Here is a 17,919-nt window from a genome sequence, read left to right as displayed (position 1 = left end):
CACGGGGTTATCTGAATAAGCCAGAGATGACAGCGGAGAAATTTGTCGCCGATCTATTCAGCGCACAGCCAAATGCGCGCATGTACAAAACCGGCGACTTAGGACGCTGGTTGCCAAACGGTATGATTGACTATCTGGGACGCAACGATTTTCAGGTCAAGCTACGCGGCTTCCGCATTGAACTGGGGGAAATTGAAGCACAACTCGCCACCTGTGAAGGCGTCAGAGATGCTGTAGTCATCGCCCGTGAAGAAGAAACCGGCGACAAACGTCTGGTAGCCTACGTCATTCCACAATCCGGTTTCACACTAGAAGCCAATCGCCTGCGTGAACAACTCAATAACCGTCTGGCTAGTTATATGGTGCCTGTGTGTTTGTTGCTCAAGCCTTCCCGCTAACCGGAAGCGGCAAATTAGATCGCAAAGCACTGCCAGCACCGGATCGTTCCGCCATCGCCAGCCGTGAATACGAAGCGCCCCAAGGTGAAATCGAACAGCAAATTGCCGCTATCCTACAGAATTTATTGGGACTAGAACAAATAGGACGCCATGACAGCTTCTTTGATCTGGGTGGAAATTCCCTATCAATCATTCAGTTAATGGCAAGATTACGTGATGCATTCCATCTTGAAATGTCTATCAATACATCTACACCTATCGAGAACTTTCTGAACTCGCCGAGCTTATCGCATCAAGACAGATCGAAACCTTTTTCGCACAAGAAGACATCGAATTGCTGCAAAAAGAATTGGAAAACTTGTCCTAAGATGAACTGCGTGCCCTGCTAAATGGAGATAATTAATTAAATGAGTAACAAAGAACTAAGCCTGTTTGAATTAAGACAAGCGGTACTCCAGAAAAAAATTAAAGAACGCATTGAAAACCGTCAGATTGAGGAAAAAAAGCAGATCAGAGAAAAAAGGCACATTATCCCGAGAAACGCTGATCAGCAAACGCTTCCCTCTCCGGGCACAGCAACGCTTATGGCTCCTGGCGCAGTTAGATCCAGCAGCACAAGCGGCATATCACATTCCAGGCGGTCTGCGTCTGCAAGGTTATCTGAATTTAGATGCCCTGCAAGCTGCATTAAACAGAATTGTTGCTCGTCATGAAATTCTGCGCACGACTATCAAGATGGTCGAAGGCCAAGCTCTGCAAGTTATTGGTAAACCAGATAGCGGCTTCTCTTTGGCAGTGGAAGAACTCAGCCATCTGCCTGCGGAAAAACAACAAATTACCCTCGAAGAGATAACCCAGCGTGAAACCAGCCAGCCATTTGACTTTGCGCAAGGCCCCCTAATCAGGGGGCGCTTGCTGCGACTGGCTGCAAATGAACATATCCTGTTATTAACCCAGCATCATATTATTTCCGATGGTTGGTCCCTTAACATCCTGATGCACGAGCTTTCCACGCTTTATCATGCGTTCAGCGAAGGACAAGGTGATCCCCTGCCCGCTTTGACACTCCAATATGCTGACTATGCCCTTTGGCAAAGAGAGTGGCTACAGGGAGAATTATTGGAAAAACAGGTGAATTTCTGGCGCGATGCGTTACAGGGTGCTCCTGCGCTTTTGGAACTACCGACAGACCGGCCACGCCCAGAGCAGCAAAGTTATGCCGGAGGGTATGTTGATATTACTCTGTCACCGGAATTAAGTAGTGGATTAAGAAGCCTTAGCCAGCGTCACGGGACAACATTATTCATGACCTTGATGGCGGGGTGGATTACTTTACTTTCCCGTCTTAGCGGGCAGAAAGATCTGGTGGTTGGCACACCTGTTGCTAATCGGCAATATAGCGAATTAGAGCCGTTAATTGGCTTTTTTGTTAACACGCTGGCTCTGCGCATTCAAATAGATGACAATCCAACGGTCAGCGCTCTGCTAGCCAGGGTCAAGGCACATGCACTCAATGCCTACGCACATCAAGATCTGCCATTCGAACAATTGGTGGAAGTACTAAAACCACCACGTAGCCTCAGTCATAGCCCGATTTTTCAGGTGATGATGTCAGTGGATAATACCCCTGGACAGCAGAATATAGCATTGCCGGATATCACCATTAGTGAAATCAATCTGGCTGAAAACAGCTCGCATTTCGATCTGTCTCTCTCAATAAATGATACCGAAAATGGGTTAGTGGGTGGCCTGGAATATTCCAGTGATCTGTTTGACCATGCCAGCGTTGAACGTATCGCCAGTTACCTGCAAACCCTGCTGACCGCGATGGTTAAAGATGATTCGCAACCAGTGGAAAGTTTACCCCTATTGCAATCATACCAACGCACTCAAGTGTTAGACGATTTCAATGATACGGCCTTCCCATATCCACAAACCTTATTGATCCATCAACTGTTTGAACAACAGGTGGAACAAACCCCTGACGCTACCGCATTAGTGTTTGGCGATAGCCAACTGAGTTACGCAGAGCTAAACCGTCATGCTAACCAATTGGCACACCATTTAATCGCTTCGGGTGTTCGTCCTGATGATCGCGTGGCAATCTGCGCTGATCGCAGTCTGGATTTAATTATTGGTTTATACGCTATTCTTAAGGCTGGCGCCGGCTACATTCCACTCGATCCGGAATACCCGGCTGAACGTCTGGCCTACCAGTTATCAGACAGCAAACCGATGTTATTGCTGACCCAACAGCATCTACAGACGCATTTGCCAATACAGAATATCCCTGTCTGGCTGCTGGATGATCAATATAATCGGAATAACGTGGCAAAACAGCCAACCCATAATCCCGATACTGATCAATTGGGACTGAAGCCGCATCATCTGGCTTATATTATCTATACTTCCGGCTCCACCGGCCAGCCTAAAGGCGTGATGCTGGAGCACCGCAATGTGGTGAACTTTATCCACGCTCAACATCAAACCAGCAAACCACAATTGGGGGATCGTATCCTGCAATTTGCGACTATCGCTTTTGATACCTCGGTATCGGATATTTTCCCCACCCTGGCCTCTGGTGCGACACTGGTGCTGCGTCCGCCCCATATTCGGATACCAGATATGACTTTTGTCACCTTCCTGTGTGAGCAGAAAATCACCATTATGGATATGCCGACCGCTTTCTGGCACTTGTGGGTACAGGAGATGATGGCTGGGCGCAGCGGTTTTAGCCCCCACCTGCATACCCTGATTGTGGGGGGTGAAAAAGCAGAATATCGCCATTTGATCAACTGGCTGTCCCATCAGGAAACCCAATCCTGCCGCTGGATTAACTCTTATGGCCCAACGGAAACTACGGTGATTGCCACCACGCTGAAATTGGATCACCAAAATTTACCCCAGCTTAAAGGGGTTATCCCGATTGGTTATCCGCTGCCTAATACCCGTATTTATATTCTGGATACGCACGGCCAGCCGGTTCCCATTGGCGTCAGTGGTGAAATTCATATTGCCGGTGCCGGTGTAGCCCGTGGTTACCTCAATCGCCCCGATTTAACCGCGGAAAAATTTGTGGCTGATCCATTTAGCACACAACCTGATGCCCGTATGTACAAAACCGGCGATCTGGGGCGCTGGTTACCCGATGGCGAAATTGAATATTTAGGGCGCAACGATTTTCAGGTCAAGCTACGCGGTTTCCGCATCGAATTGGGGGAAATTGAGACTCAACTGGTGGCTTGCACAGGCGTCAGCGATGCCGTGGTGATCGCCCGTGAAGAAGAAAGCGGTGACAAACGTTTAATCGCCTATGTGATCCCAGAAACCGGCATGACACTTCGTCCGGCTGAATTACGCAAGCAACTGAGCAGCCGATTGATGGAGCATATGCTACCCAGTGCCTTTGTAATGCTGGATGCCTTCCCGATGTCCGCCAACGGCAAACTGGATCGCAAGGCCCTGCCAGCACCGGATCAAAGCGCTATTGTCAGCCGTGAATACGAAGTGCCACAAGGCGAAACTGAACAAACCCTGGCCGCAATCTGGCAATCCCTGCTGAATGTAGAACAAATCGGACGGCAAGATAATTTCTTTGAACTAGGCGGGCATTCACTACTCGTGGTCAATTTAATTGAGCAACTGCGTCTTCACGGCCTGTCTCTGGATGTCAACGCGGTCTTCTCTGCTCCCACGCTGGCAGCCATGAGCACCCTAATTCGTCACCATGATACTCAATCCACGCCTCTACAGGATGTACCGCCTAACCTGATTGGAGAAAACAGTTCCGTCATTACGCCAGATATGCTGCCACTGGTGGCATTGACCCAAGACCAGATAGATCAGATTGTTTCCCATGTAACCGGCGGTATCTCTAACGTCCAGGACATTTATCCATTGGGGCCACTGCAAGAAGGTATCCTGTTCCACCATTTGCTGAAAACGGAAGGTGATCTCTATCTGGACAACCATTTGATGATTTTCGACAGCCGGACACGGTTAGAGAGTTTCTTGCAAGCATTGCAGCAGGTGATTGATCGGCACGATATTCTGCGCAGCGCCGTTTACTGGAAAGCGCTTCTTAAACCCGTACAAATCGTCTATCGTCATGCACCATTGCCCATTATTGAACTCACACTATCGACAGAAGAACCCCCAGAAACCCAGCTACGCCGCCTTACCGATCCCCGTGCAATACGGATGGCTATTACCAAAGCACCATTGTTAGCTGCTCATATAGCCAAAGATCCCGCTTCTGGTAAGTGGCTACTCTCCTTGCTGTATCACCACTTAGTTTGTGATCACATCTCACTGGATATGATATTCAGTGAAATACAAACCCTGCTTTTGGGGGAAAGTGACAATTTACCCACGCCACTGCCTTACCGAAACTTTATCGCGCAGATCCGCAATGTGCCGCTGGCGGTTCACCAAAACTATTTCCGCCAATTATTGGGTGATGTGGAAGAACCCACTCTGCCGTTTGGGTTGCTTGACGTACAAGGTGGCAATCTCAATGAGATAGAGGAAAATGTTCTCACGCTGGATAGCAAGCTGGCTCAAAATCTCCGTGATTGCGCCCGTCAATTGGGGATGAGTGCGGCCGTATTGTTTCATGTGGCCTGGGCGCAGGTGCTGGCGCGATGCAGTGGACGGAATGATGTCGTATTCGGTACTGTTCTGCTGGGACGGTTACAAGGTGGGATTGGTGCCTCCGAAGTGCTGGGGATGTTTATTAATACCTTACCTATTCGCGTTAAGTTACAGGCCCGTACCGTTAAGCAGACAGTACAAGAAACTTATCAGCAGCTAACCGCATTATTGGACCATGAACAGGCACCTCTGGCGGTTGCCCAACGTTGCAGTGGTATTCAGGCACCATTGCCACTGTTTAACAGTCTGCTGAATTTCCGTCATAGCCCACGCGAAGATGAACAAGTGGCTGCAATGGCGTGGGAAGGTATTGATGAGATCGAGGGTGAAGAGCGCAGTAACTACCCCTTATCCCTGGATGTGGACGATTTTGATGACGGATTTGCACTGACTGCACAATGCAGCCAGCAAATTAATCCGGTGCGCATTACTGCCTATATGAAGACAGCACTGGAAGGCATTGTGGCTGCGCTGCAATATGCACCTGAACAAGCCATTGAGTCAATCGACATCCTGTCACGAGCCGAACGTACCCAACTACTGGAAACATTTAACGATAACGTCGTCACTTATCCGCAAGACGCCTTAATCCATCAACTGCTTGAACAGCAGGCAGCACGCACACCGGATGCGATTGCATTGGTCTTTGGTGAGAGCGAACTGAGTTATGCGGCACTAAACCGTCAGGCTAACCAACTGGCACACCAACTGATTGCCGCGGGGGTATGCCCCGATGATCGCGTGGCAATCTGTGTTGACCGCAGTCTGGAGTTGATTATTGGTTTGTACGCTATCCTTAAGGCGGGAGCTGGTTATGTTCCGCTTGATCCCGAATACCCGGCCGAACGGCTGGCGTATCAACTGTCGGACAGCAAACCGGTGTTATTGCTGACGCAGCGCCCTTTACAGGGGCTGTTGCCAATATCAGATATCCCTGTCTGGTTGCTGGATGATGAAAGCCAGCGCAATAACGTAGCAAAACAGCCGATCCATAATCCGGATATTCAACTTCAACCCCATCATCTGGCGTATATCATCTATACTTCCGGCTCCACCGGCCAGCCCAAAGGCGTGATGCTGGAGCACCGCAATGTGGTGAACTTTATCCATGCACAACACCAGACCAGTGAACCACAATCAGGGGATCGTATCCTGCAATTTGCGACTATCGCCTTTGATACTTCGGTATCCGATATTTTCCCTACCCTGGCCGCCGGTGCGACACTGGTTTTGCGACCGCCCCATATTCGGATACCGGATATGACTTTTGTCACCTTTCTGCGTGAGCAGAAGATCACCATTATAGATATGCCGACCGCCTTCTGGCATCAATGGGTACAAGAGATGATGGCGGGACGCAGTGGTTTCGGCCAATATCTGCGCACCGTTATCGTCGGTGGCGAGAAAGCGGAACTGCGCCATTTAATCAGCTGGCTGTCTCATCAGGAAACCCAATCCTGCCGTTGGATTAATTCTTATGGCCCAACAGAAACCACGGTCATTGCGACCACATTAAAAGTGGATGGAACGAGTACGCCATCGACTGATATCACCGATAATATCCCGATTGGCTATCCACTGCCGAATACCCGTATTTATATTCTGGATACGCACGGCCGGCCGGTTCCTCTCGGCGTCAGTGGTGAAATTCATATCGGTGGCGCCGGTGTGGCCCGTGGTTACCTCAATCGCCCCGATTTAACCGCGGAAAAATTTGTGGCGGATCCATTTAGCACCCAGCCCGATGCCCGTATGTACAAAACCGGCGATCTGGGGCGCTGGCTACCCGATGGCGCAATTGAGTATCTGGGACGCAATGATTTTCAAATTAAGATCCGTGGCTTCCGCATTGAACTGGGGGAAATTGAAACCCAATTGCTGGCTTACGAAGACGTCAGCGATGCCGTGGTGATCGCCCGTGAAGAAGAAAGCGGTGACAAACGCTTAATTGCCTATGTGATCCCCAAAGCCGGCATCACGCTAAAACCGGCGGATTTACGTGAACACCTCAGTGCCCGCCTGCTGGAATATATGTTACCCCGTGCCTTTGTTATGCTAGATGCCTTCCCGATGTCAGCCAACGGTAAACTGGATCGCAAGGCCCTGCCGGCACCGGATCAAAGCGCTATCGTCAGCCGTGAATATGAAGCGCCACAGGGCGAAACCGAACAGAAACTGGCGGCAGTCTGGCAATCGCTGCTGGAACTGGAACAGGTCGGGCGCCATGACAATTTCTTCGAACTGGGCGGCCATTCCCTGCTGGTTGTCAGCCTGATCGAACAGTTGCGCCAGCAAGGGCTTTCTCTGGCGGTCAGCGCGGTCTTCGCTGCCCCCACTCTGGCGGCCATGAGCGCCCGCTTACATCAAAAGCAAGATGCAGCGCTAGCGGTTATCCCGCCTAACCTGATCCGCGAAGACAGCCCGCAGATTACGCCCGCTATGCTGCCACTGGTGACATTAACCCAGCCCCAAATTGACCGTATTGTTGACCATGTCCCGGGCGGTGTCGCCAATATTCAGGATATTTACCCGCTTGGCCCCTTGCAGGAAGGCATTCTGTTCCACCATTTACTGACCGAAACCGGTGACACCTATCTTGAAAATATTCTGATGCACTTTGACAGCCGGCCACGGCTGACGAGTTTCTTACAGGCATTGCAGCTGGTGATTGACCGGCACGATATCCAACGCAGTGCCTTCCACTGGCAGGAGCTTCCCATTCCCGTGCAAGTGGTCTACCGTCATGCTCCCCTGCCGATCACAGAGCTGACGTTATCCGCAGGAGAATGTGCCGAAATCCAGCTACGGCGTCTGACCGATCCGGACAGCATACGGTTAGATATTACTCAGGCACCATTACTGGCCGCTTACATTGCCCAGGATCCTGACTCCGATCAATGGTGGTTAAGCCTGCTGCATCACCATCTGGTTTGTGACCATCTGTCACTGGAAATCATTTTCAGTGAAGTGCAGGCACTGATCCTCGGAGAAGCCACACACCTGCCCGCCCCATTGCCTTACCGCAATTTTATCGCCCAGACCCGTCAGGTGCCGATTGAAGTGCATCAGGCTTATTTCCAGCAGTTACTGGGGGACGTGGAAGAACCGACGCTACCCTTTGGGTTACTGGATGTGCAGGGGAATAGCCGCGATAAGCACGATAAAATCGTGGAAGATATTGTCACCTTAGATGAGGAACTGGCACAACAGATCCGGAATTGCGCCCGTCAATTGGGGATCAGTGCGGCCGTGCTATTCCATGTCGCCTGGGCGCAGGTACTGGCACAGTGTAGTGGCCGTGAAGATGTGGTATTCGGTACGGTGTTATTGGGCCGCTTACAGGGAGGGATGGGCGCTTCACAGGTGCTGGGGATGTTTATCAATACCCTGCCAGTCCGTATCCAGTTACAGGCCCGTACCGTAAAACAGGCGATACAGGAAACCTACCAGCGCCTGAGTGAATTACTGGATCATGAGCAAACCCCTCTGGCGATTGCCCAGCGATGCAGCGGTGTGCCAGCTTCATTACCACTGTTTAACAGCCTGCTAAATTTCCGTCACAGCCCGCGTGATGAGGAAGCGGCGCATTCATTGGCTTGGGACGGTATTCAGGTGCTGGACAGTGAAGAGCGCAGTAACTACCCCTTATCCCTGGATGTGGACGATTTTGATGATGGATTTGCACTGACTGCACAATGTAGCCAGCAAATTAATCCGGTGCGCATTACTGACTATATGAAGACGGCACTGGAAGGCATTGTGGCCGCGCTGCAATATGCACCTGGGCAACCTATCCACGCTATCGATATATTGCCACGGGCCGAACGTACCCAACTACTGGAAACATTTAACGATACCGTTGTTGAGTATCCGCAAAACACCTTAATCCATCAACTGTTTGAACAGCAGGCAGCACGCACACCGGATGCGATTGCATTGGTCTTTGGTGAGAGCGAACTGAGTTATGCGGCACTAAACCGTCAGGCTAACCAATTGGCATACCAACTGATCGCCGCGGGGGTATGCCCCGATGATCGCGTGGCAATCTGTGTTGACCGCAGTCTGGATTTGATTATTGGTCTGTACGCCATTCTTAAAGCGGGGGCTGGCTATGTTCCGCTTGATCCCGAATACCCGGCCGAACGTCTGGCGTATCAACTGTCGGACAGCAAACCGGTGTTATTGCTGACACAACGCCATTTACAGGGGCTGTTGCCAATATCAGATATGCCTGTCTGGCTGCTGGATGATGAAAGCCACCGCAATAACGTAGCAAAACAGCCGATCCATAATCCGGATATTCAACTTCAACCCCATCATCTGGCGTATATTATCTATACTTCCGGCTCCACCGGCCAGCCCAAAGGCGTGATGCTGGAGCACCGCAATGTGGTGAACTTTATCCATGCGCAACACCTGACCAGCGAACCACAATCAGGGGATCGTATCCTGCAATTTGCGACTATCGCTTTTGATACCTCGGTATCCGATATTTTCCCTACCCTCGCATCGGGAGCAACACTGGTGCTGCGCCCTGCTCATATCCGTGTACCGGATGCAGAATTTGTCAATCTGTTAAATAAGCAGAAAATCACTATCATGGATATGCCGACCGCCTTCTGGCATCAATGGGTACAAGAGATGATGGCGGGACGCAGTGGTTTCGGCCAATATCTGCGCACCGTTATCGTCGGTGGCGAGAAAGCGGAACTGCGCCATTTAATCAGTTGGCAATCTATACCTGAAACGCAATCCTGCCGTTGGATTAACTCTTATGGTCCTACCGAAACCACGGTCATTGCGACCACATTAAAAGTGGATGGAACGAGTACGCCATCGACTGATATCACCGATAATATCCCGATTGGCTATCCACTGCCCAATACCCGTATTTATATTCTGGATACATTTGGGAAGCCGGTTCCTCTCGGTGTCAGTGGTGAAATTCATATCGGTGGCGCCGGTGTGGCTCGTGGTTATCTCAATCGCCCTGATTTAACCGCCGAAAAATTTGTGGCGGATCCATTTAGCAAACAGCCCGATGCCCGCATGTACAAAACCGGCGATCTGGGGCGTTGGCTATCCGATGGCGCGATTGAATATTTAGGACGCAATGATTTTCAGGTCAAGCTACGCGGGTTCCGCATTGAACTGGGGGAAATTGAAATTCGTCTGGCGCAATGTCAGGGAGTACAAGATGCTATTGTCCTGATCCGAGAAATAACATCTGATGATAAACGTCTCGTTGCATATGTTCAGCCTGAATCCGGTGTCAACTTGGTTCCCAGTGAACTGCGTCAGCAACTTGCTCAACAGCTTGCCGAGTTTATGCTACCCAGTGCATTTGTGATCCTTGACGCTTTCCCGCTTACCTCTAACGGCAAAATCGACCGTCAGGCATTCCCTGCTCCCGATCAATCTGCCATCGTAACCCGTGATTATGAAGCCCCCCAAGGTGAGGTTGAAATTACACTGGCTCAAATTTGGCAAGATCTGCTGGGAGTGGAGCGTGTCAGCCGCCATGACCATTTCTTTGAGTTAGGAGGCCATTCACTGCTTATTTTGAAAGCCGGCTCTTTAGCAATAGAAAAACTTGGGCTTCAGCAGAATATGATGGCAAGCTTGATGACGTTTACCACTATCAAAGAACAAGCCCGCGCCATTGAAGATCGAGATAATCTCCATGCTGGTTCTATGGTCGGCCTGTCACAAAACCTCAAAGCAACACCGCTGTTCTTTGCGCCCGGCGCTGGAGGACACGTGCTCTATTTGCGGGAATTGGCGACAGCATTGGAAGGTGTTTATTCCGTTTGGGGTATGCAATCACCAGAGTTAGATGGACGTAGTGATCCCTCATCATACCTTGAGGCAATGGCCAGCGTCATGATCGATGAGCTTAAGAAAGTTCAACCAACTGGCCCTTATTACTTAGGTGGACACTCTTTCGGAGGCTGGCTCGCATTCGAAATGGCCCGACAACTCCTCCAACAGGGTGAAAGCATTGGCTTACTGGCTTTAGTCGATAGCAAATCCCCTTTGGAGGACGTAACCCAAAGGATCGAGTCAGAATGGTCTCATAGCCGCTGGCTGGCCGAGTTTGGCAATGCGTTTGCTGCATTAGAGGGAACAGAGGAAAACTTTACCGAAGAAGAATTTCAATCCATGACAGAAGAAGCGCAACTCGATAACTTGCGACTTCGTCTCATTGAAGAGAAACTCTTGCCTCCTCAACTTGAATCTAAGGAAATCTCGGCTCATTTACGCGTCTTCAAAGCACACTATTTGGCAACTTATCAGCCGCAAGAACGCTATCCCGGAACACTCCATCTGTTTCTGGCTAGCGATGGCCAAGATTATGAAGGCCAAGCCGAAAGCATTATTGATGGATGGCAAACACTGGTTGCTGGGAAAGTTATCTCCGAAACTTTATCCGGTGATCACATCACTATTATGCGTCAACCTTTCGTTCAAGGGTTAGCATCGGCCATAGCGAGTGTAAATATAATTCCATAAATTTCTGGCAGCCAATGGCTGCTCCGCTAACAACAAACCTCGTTATTCTCAACGAGGTTTTTCGATATTTATCCCAATCTAACTTCAAGATGAAGCTTGCAAATCAATGTGATTGTTTATATCTCCCCGCTACGCGGGGAGATATAAGACGCATCTTGAAAGGCGATTGGTATAATGCGTATATTAATAGAGAAGAATATAAATTAAATAAATATATTTTAAAGACAAGAGCCAATATAAGAGACACCCATTATCTTGACATATAAACTAAGCTTCTTATCCTTGATATTCCTTCCACAACCAAAAATAAGGGGAATATTTATTATGCCTAAAGATAAATTAACCAATGGCGCTATATTTTATACCGGAAAAAATTATACTGGGGCGTGTTATGAATACCCAGAAAATAGTACAGAGATCAATCTAATTGGCACGCCATTAAATGATAAGTTTCTTTCCGTTGAAATTGGAACAGGTTCTATTGTATTCGCCTGGCGGCATGGCAATGACAGTCAACCCGGACAAATTTATCGTGAATGGGATACAAGCCAGCCAGATATCAGCGATATTAAAGGGTTATCAAAGTTTATTGTCTCACCCTCAAATCGTGATTTACTCGCAGTAAAATTAATTAATGAATCAGGTATCGATCAAATATTTAGGGCTAATATTCAGACTTATAAAATTCCCAATCCTGTAGATTGCTATTCAAATGGAGATTATGAAATTGTTGGTTTAATCCCCAAAGATGGTCAACAATATGTTACATTCGTTGTTGTCTTTGATCAGAATAATATTCCAGTCACGCAAGGATCGGTTTATTTTACATACAATGGTACAGATCTTGATATCGTTACTTATGATACGACTAAACCACATCATATGCGATTTGAAAAAGTAGATGGTTATCATTTTATATTCTTCTTGGAAAAATTTTCTGACAATAAATAAAGCCGAAATATTAAATTAACAACCTGCTATTCCGTTTATTAAATTTTAATAAAAAAGGAGTATGTATATTTATAATACATACTCCTATTTTAAATGATTATTGAATATCAACAAAAGATCCTCATTTCCGTAACCAATAATTGTCAATGATAATTAAAACGACGTCACTTGATTATTACGTGCTAACCATAAAGAGAGCGCTTTCAGTGAATCCTGGGTGAACTCATCACAACGGGCCGTGATTTCTTCCGGTGTTAGCCAGTAAACGGCGGCGACTTCTTCTTCCTGCAATGCAAATGGCCCATGACTAACACAACTGAACAAACCACCCCATATACGACAAGTGTCCTCTTCATAATAAAAAATCCCATGCTCGGCAAAAGGAACGCCTGCAATCCCCAGTTCTTCTTCTGCTTCCCGACGCGCGGCTTCAAGCAAAGTTTCTCCCGCCATCACGACACCACCTGCCGTTGCATCTAATTTTCCCGGATAAAAATCTTTCGTTTCTGTACGATGCTGAATCAGGATTTTGCCCATTCCATCATGCACGACAATATAAGTAGCACGATGCCTCAAGTTCTGCGCTCTCATCTGCTGGCGAGACGATTGCGCAATGACTTCATTGCCTTCATTGACGATATCAATCCATTCAATATTTGCTGATTTTTCTTGCATCATTCTAAAAACCTTTTATCAATCAGTTGCCTGTTACTTTTTTGCAGTAAATTTATAACATTTATAAATAAACGATGGTAAGGTAACATCGTTACATTTTTCAGAAAGTTATTATCGCTGGAGGTTATATGATAGATCTGTACTATGCGCCAACCCCAAATGGCTACAAAATCACTCTTTTTCTTGAAGAAGCCGGTATTCCTTACACTATCTACCCCATCAATATCAGCACTGGCGAGCAGTTCAAACCTGAATTTCTCACCATTTCACCCAATAACAAGATCCCGGCTATTGTCGATCATCAACCCGCCGATGGGGGAGAGCCTGTCTCTATCTTCGAATCAGGAGCTATTTTACTTTATCTGGCAAATAAAACAGGCCAGCTATTAAGCAAAGATTTGCGTGAACGTACCGAACAATTGCAATGGCTGTTTTGGCAAGTTGCCGGCTTTGGCCCAATGCTCGGTCAAAATCACCATTTCAACCGCTACGCTCCAGAAGTTGTACCTTATGCCATTAATCGCTATGTGGAAGAATCAAAACGTTTATACAAGGTGCTAAACACTCAACTGGAAAAAACGTCTTATCTCGGCGGAAACGAATATAGTATCGCAGATATTGCCACTTATCCGTGGGCAAGATGCTATGAATACCAAAAAATCGACCTACAGGATTATCCGGCAGTTGCTAAATGGCTGGATAAGATCAGCCAACGCCCGGCAACACAAGCCGCCTACGCCGATAAGGGAGCTTAACTCCATATAACCTGATGACGAGATATTTCACCATAAAACTTGATATTGGTAACAGATAACCGCATATTTCGCTGCCGCTTAAGCTATCCCTTGTTATAGTCCAATGTGCAATTATTTTTTGTTACAGGGGGTGGCTATGCGTATCTTAATTACGGGGGGAACAGGGTTAATTGGTCATCGCTTGGCCTGCCAATTAATTTCGCTCTCCCATTCCATCACCATTTTGAGTCGTTCACCACAAAAGGTGTATTCTCTGTTTTCTGATCGCGTTGACTGTTGGACAACGTTGAATGACCAACACGATCTTAACGGCTTTGATGCTGTTATCAATCTTGCTGGCGAGCCTATTATCAATAAACGATGGACATTGAAACAAAAAGAGAAACTCTGTCAAAGCCGCTGGCAGATCACCGAGCAATTGAGCAAGCTAATCAAGGCCAGTGAATCTCCGCCATCTGTATTTATTTCCGGTTCGGCCGTTGGCTATTATGGTGATCAGAAACAAGCAGTCGTTACCGAAAACGATCTTCCTCACAATGAATTTGCCCATCAGCTTTGTGAACGTTGGGAGCAACTTGCCCTACAGGCTCAAAGTGACAAAACTCGCGTATGCCTGTTACGTACGGGCGTTGTCTTGGCTCCCGAAGGGGGAGCATTACAAAAAATGCTGCCACTGTTCCGGTTAGGTTTAGGGGGAGCTATCGGCAATGGCAAACAGTATATGCCGTGGATACACATTGACGATATGGTCAATGGTATTTATTACCTGCTGGTATCACCTGAATTACAGGGCGCCTTCAATATGACGTCGCCTTACCCTGTTCATAATGAGCTGTTTAGTGCCACACTCGCGACTGTGTTACATCGCCCTGCTTTTATACGTATTCCTGCATGTGTGTTAAAAGCAATGATGGGAGAAGCCGCAGAGTTAGTCCTGGGTGGTCAACAAGCTATTCCGAAAAGACTGGAAGAAGCCGGATTTGGTTTCCGTTATTTTCAACTGGAAGAAGCCTTGCAAGATGTCATAGAGGAAAAAGACAATACTTAATCAATCTATACGCATTAAACTTCAAATTGCCATTTACAACACGCTATGAAACCTGATGTCTCCCCGCTTTGCGGGGAGACATCACTCGCATCTTAAAGTGAGATTAGTATATCTTGAACAAGGGTAAGGTAATAAACGATATGCTGTTATGACTTCTTCACAACAGCATATTGACTCAACTTAAATGCCATATCCAATGGGTTTAGCTCCCTGCCAACGGCTAAACAGATCTTCTGGCAAGTCAATATCAAATTGATCAAGCACACGGTTAACCGTCTGGTCGATAATATCCTGAATATGTTCAGGACGATGATAAAATGCCGGAACAGGTGGCATGATCACCGCCCCAATTTCCGCGGCCTGCGTCATTAATCTCAAATGCCCCAAGTGCAAGGGAGTTTCCCTCACTCCCAGCACTAGCTTGCGCTTCTCTTTCAAAACAACATCCGCAGCACGGGTAATTAAGCCATCAGTGTAACTATGCACAATGCCTGATAGGGTTTTTATGGAACAAGGCAAAATCACCATACCCAGTGTCTTAAAAGAGCCAGAGGAAATGGATGCGGCAATATCACGATTGTCATGTACAACATCTGCCAAAGCTTGTACATCTCGCAGCGTATAGTCCGTCTCCAATGCCAAAGTCTGTCGGGCTGATTGACTGATCACTAAATGCGTTTCAATGCCTTCTATTGGTCGCAAAACTTGCAGCAACCTGACACCATAAATCGCACCACTCGCGCCGGTCAGCCCGACAATCAATTTTTTCATGTTTTCCTCTGAGATTCTGGCTATAACTGCATGATAATAACAATATTATCCTTCATTATATATTTCCAGATCCTCTATTTCGCTCTGTCCACGCACTTTCATTGCATCGTCTTTGCGTAGATTTTCAAGGTAGTCGAGGTAACACTGGTCAATGTCTTTCGTGACATAAATACCATCAAATACAGAGCACTCGAATGTTTGAATATCAGGGTTTTCTTCCCGGACAGCCTGGATAAGATCGTGGAGGTTTTGGTATATCAAGGCATCAGCACCAATGATCTGACGAATTTCATCCACTTCCCGACCGTGAGCTATCAGTTCATTGGCATTCGGCATATCAATACCATAAACATTCGGGAAACGAACTTCCGGTGCCGCCGAAGCAAAATAGACTTTCTTGGCTCCCGCTTCGCGCGCCAGTTCAACAATCTGCTCAGACGTGGTTCCACGCACGATGGAATCATCCACCAGCAAAACATTTTTACCCCGGAATTCAGCGCGATTAGCATTCAGTTTACGACGAACAGACTTACGTCGCTCTTGCTGACCAGGCATGATAAAGGTACGCCCGACATAACGGTTTTTGACAAATCCCTGGCGATAGGGTTTATCCAGAATATGGGCGATTTCCAATGCGATATCACAAGAGGTTTCCGGTACGGGAATAACGACATCAATATGTAAGTCTTCCCATTCACGGGCTATTTTTTCCCCCAATTTCCGCCCCATCCGCAACCGGGCGTTATAGACAGAAACCTTGTCAATAAAGGAATCCGGGCGAGCAAAATAGACAAATTCGAACAAACACGGTGTTAATGACGGATTTTCTGCACACTGGCGAGTAAACAGTTGCCCGCTTTCAGTGATATAAATCGCTTCCCCAGAAGCCACATCACGCAGGAACTCAAAACCCAATGTATCCAGCGCCACACTTTCCGACGCCACCATGTATTCATTGCGGCCATCTTCCCGTGTTTTCTTTCCCAGCACCAGAGGACGAATGCCATGTGGATCACGAAAAGCCACCACCCCATGCCCAATAATCATGGCAACACACGCATAAGCGCCACGAATTTTTTTGTGCATTTTTGCGACTGCCGCGAAAATATCATCAGGCTCTAAAGGGAAATGGGGAAATTGGGCTAATTCATTGGCAAAAATATTCAGTAGAATTTCAGAGTCTGAGGTTGTGTTGACATGACGGCGGGCATTTTCAAACAGCATTTTTTTCAATTCATGTGCGTTTGTCAGATTACCGTTATGTGCCAACGTGATACCAAAAGGAGAATTCACATAAAAGGGCTGCGCTTCAGATGCACTGGAACTGCCCGCCGTAGGATAACGGACATGCCCAATGCCGATGGTTCCCTGTAAACGTAGCATGTGCCGTGTTTCAAACACATCCTTGACTAAACCATTCGCCTTACGTAAACGAAACTCATTGTTACCATCAATAGTTGCAATACCTGCTGCATCTTGTCCACGGTGCTGAAGCACCGTCAATGCATCATAAATCGACTGGTTAACCGGTGTAAAACCGACGATACCGACAATACCGCACATGTAGCCTTTCCTCATCAGCCAAGCGGAGAGCGTTATCTCTCCGGCAAGAAACTCGACGCACTTTGTAAGTAGTCAAAAAACCACCTGATAATTTGACTAAACTGTGGGATCAGTTGTGATTGTTGCCAATCCTGACTTTTGGGCAGTGGCGTGAAAGAGTCCGCAATAAACAAAATGGCAGACACCACCAAGACACCACGCAAGGCGCCAAAGCAGATCCCCAAAACCCGATCAGTGCCTGACAGGCCCGTTCGCTGAACAAGTGAACCAATGACATAGTTTACTACTGCGCCAACAATCAGTGTTGCAATAAATAAGATAGCAATCGCTACCCCATTGCGCACCAGTTCATCCTCAAGGCGGGTAAAATAAGCCGCCAAATAAGTATAGAAGTGGCTTGCAACAAAGAAAGCACAGCCCCACGTTATCAGGGAAAGCGCTTCGCGAACAAAACCACGAATCAAGCTAACCAGTGCCGAGAAACCAATGATGGCAATGATCGTATAATCAATCCAGACCATATTTTAATCCAAAAACAGGCTCCCGACACTCAGGTCGGGCGCATTCTAACAGAAAACGAAAACGTTTGCGT

General features: G+C 47.6%; 8 protein-coding genes and 1 pseudogene. 5 read left to right on the top strand and 4 right to left on the bottom strand.

Features of this window, described 5'->3' with window-relative positions:
* The 3 genes and pseudogenes from AAC853_RS17815 to AAC853_RS08400 form a co-directional block, all read left to right on the top strand.
* Nucleotides 1-613 (top strand): annotated as a pseudogene (locus AAC853_RS17815) (acyl carrier protein); the annotation flags it as partial.
* A 262-nt stretch (nt 614-875) separates the two neighbouring features.
* A complete protein-coding gene (locus AAC853_RS08405) occupies nt 876-11,564 on the top strand; it encodes a non-ribosomal peptide synthetase (protein ID WP_340614256.1) in 10,689 nt (3,562 codons plus the stop codon).
* Nucleotides 11,565-11,888: 324 nt separating this feature from the next.
* Nucleotides 11,889-12,515 carry a beta/gamma crystallin domain-containing protein gene (locus tag AAC853_RS08400; protein WP_338885023.1) on the top strand — a complete coding sequence of 209 codons (627 nt, stop codon included), beginning with the start codon at nt 11,889-11,891 and terminating at the stop codon, nt 12,513-12,515.
* A 153-nt stretch (nt 12,516-12,668) separates the two neighbouring features.
* On the opposite strand, the gene yfcD is transcribed toward AAC853_RS08400, so the two are convergent.
* Nucleotides 12,669-13,193: an NUDIX hydrolase YfcD gene (yfcD, locus tag AAC853_RS08395; protein WP_340614255.1), complete on the bottom strand. Its 525-nt coding sequence runs from the start codon at nt 13,191-13,193 to the stop codon at nt 12,669-12,671.
* Between the two features lie 125 nt (nt 13,194-13,318).
* Here yfcD and AAC853_RS08390 point away from each other — a divergent pair, with 125 nt between their 5' ends.
* Together AAC853_RS08390 and AAC853_RS08385 are read left to right on the top strand one after the other, a co-directional pair.
* Nucleotides 13,319-13,945: a glutathione binding-like protein gene (locus tag AAC853_RS08390; protein WP_338885021.1), complete on the top strand. Its 627-nt coding sequence runs from the start codon at nt 13,319-13,321 to the stop codon at nt 13,943-13,945.
* Nucleotides 13,946-14,081: 136 nt separating this feature from the next.
* On the top strand, nt 14,082-14,993 hold the full coding sequence (locus tag AAC853_RS08385) for a TIGR01777 family oxidoreductase (protein WP_340614254.1): 912 nt from the start codon (nt 14,082-14,084) through the stop codon (nt 14,991-14,993).
* A 180-nt stretch (nt 14,994-15,173) separates the two neighbouring features.
* On the opposite strand, the gene AAC853_RS08380 is transcribed toward AAC853_RS08385, so the two are convergent.
* The 3 genes from AAC853_RS08380 to cvpA are packed head-to-tail and all read right to left on the bottom strand — an operon-like array spanning nt 15,174 to nt 17,848.
* The gene (locus tag AAC853_RS08380) at nt 15,174-15,764 is read right to left on the bottom strand and encodes a UbiX family flavin prenyltransferase (protein ID WP_189758866.1); all 591 of its coding nucleotides are present in this window, start codon (nt 15,762-15,764) and stop codon (nt 15,174-15,176) included.
* Nucleotides 15,765-15,809: 45 nt separating this feature from the next.
* Nucleotides 15,810-17,327 carry an amidophosphoribosyltransferase gene (gene purF, locus AAC853_RS08375; RefSeq protein ID WP_340614253.1) on the bottom strand — a complete coding sequence of 506 codons (1,518 nt, stop codon included), beginning with the start codon at nt 17,325-17,327 and terminating at the stop codon, nt 15,810-15,812.
* Nucleotides 17,328-17,359: 32 nt separating this feature from the next.
* Nucleotides 17,360-17,848, bottom strand: coding sequence for a colicin V production protein (cvpA, locus tag AAC853_RS08370; RefSeq protein WP_099132017.1), 489 nt, complete (start codon nt 17,846-17,848; stop codon nt 17,360-17,362).
* Nucleotides 17,849-17,919: the final 71 nt, after the last annotated feature.

Source organism: Xenorhabdus thailandensis (assembly GCF_037996785.1).
Lineage (GTDB): Bacteria > Pseudomonadota > Gammaproteobacteria > Enterobacterales > Enterobacteriaceae > Xenorhabdus > Xenorhabdus griffiniae.
The sequence above is the reverse complement of the archived record's forward strand: the minus strand, read 5'-3'. Positions and strand labels throughout refer to the sequence as shown.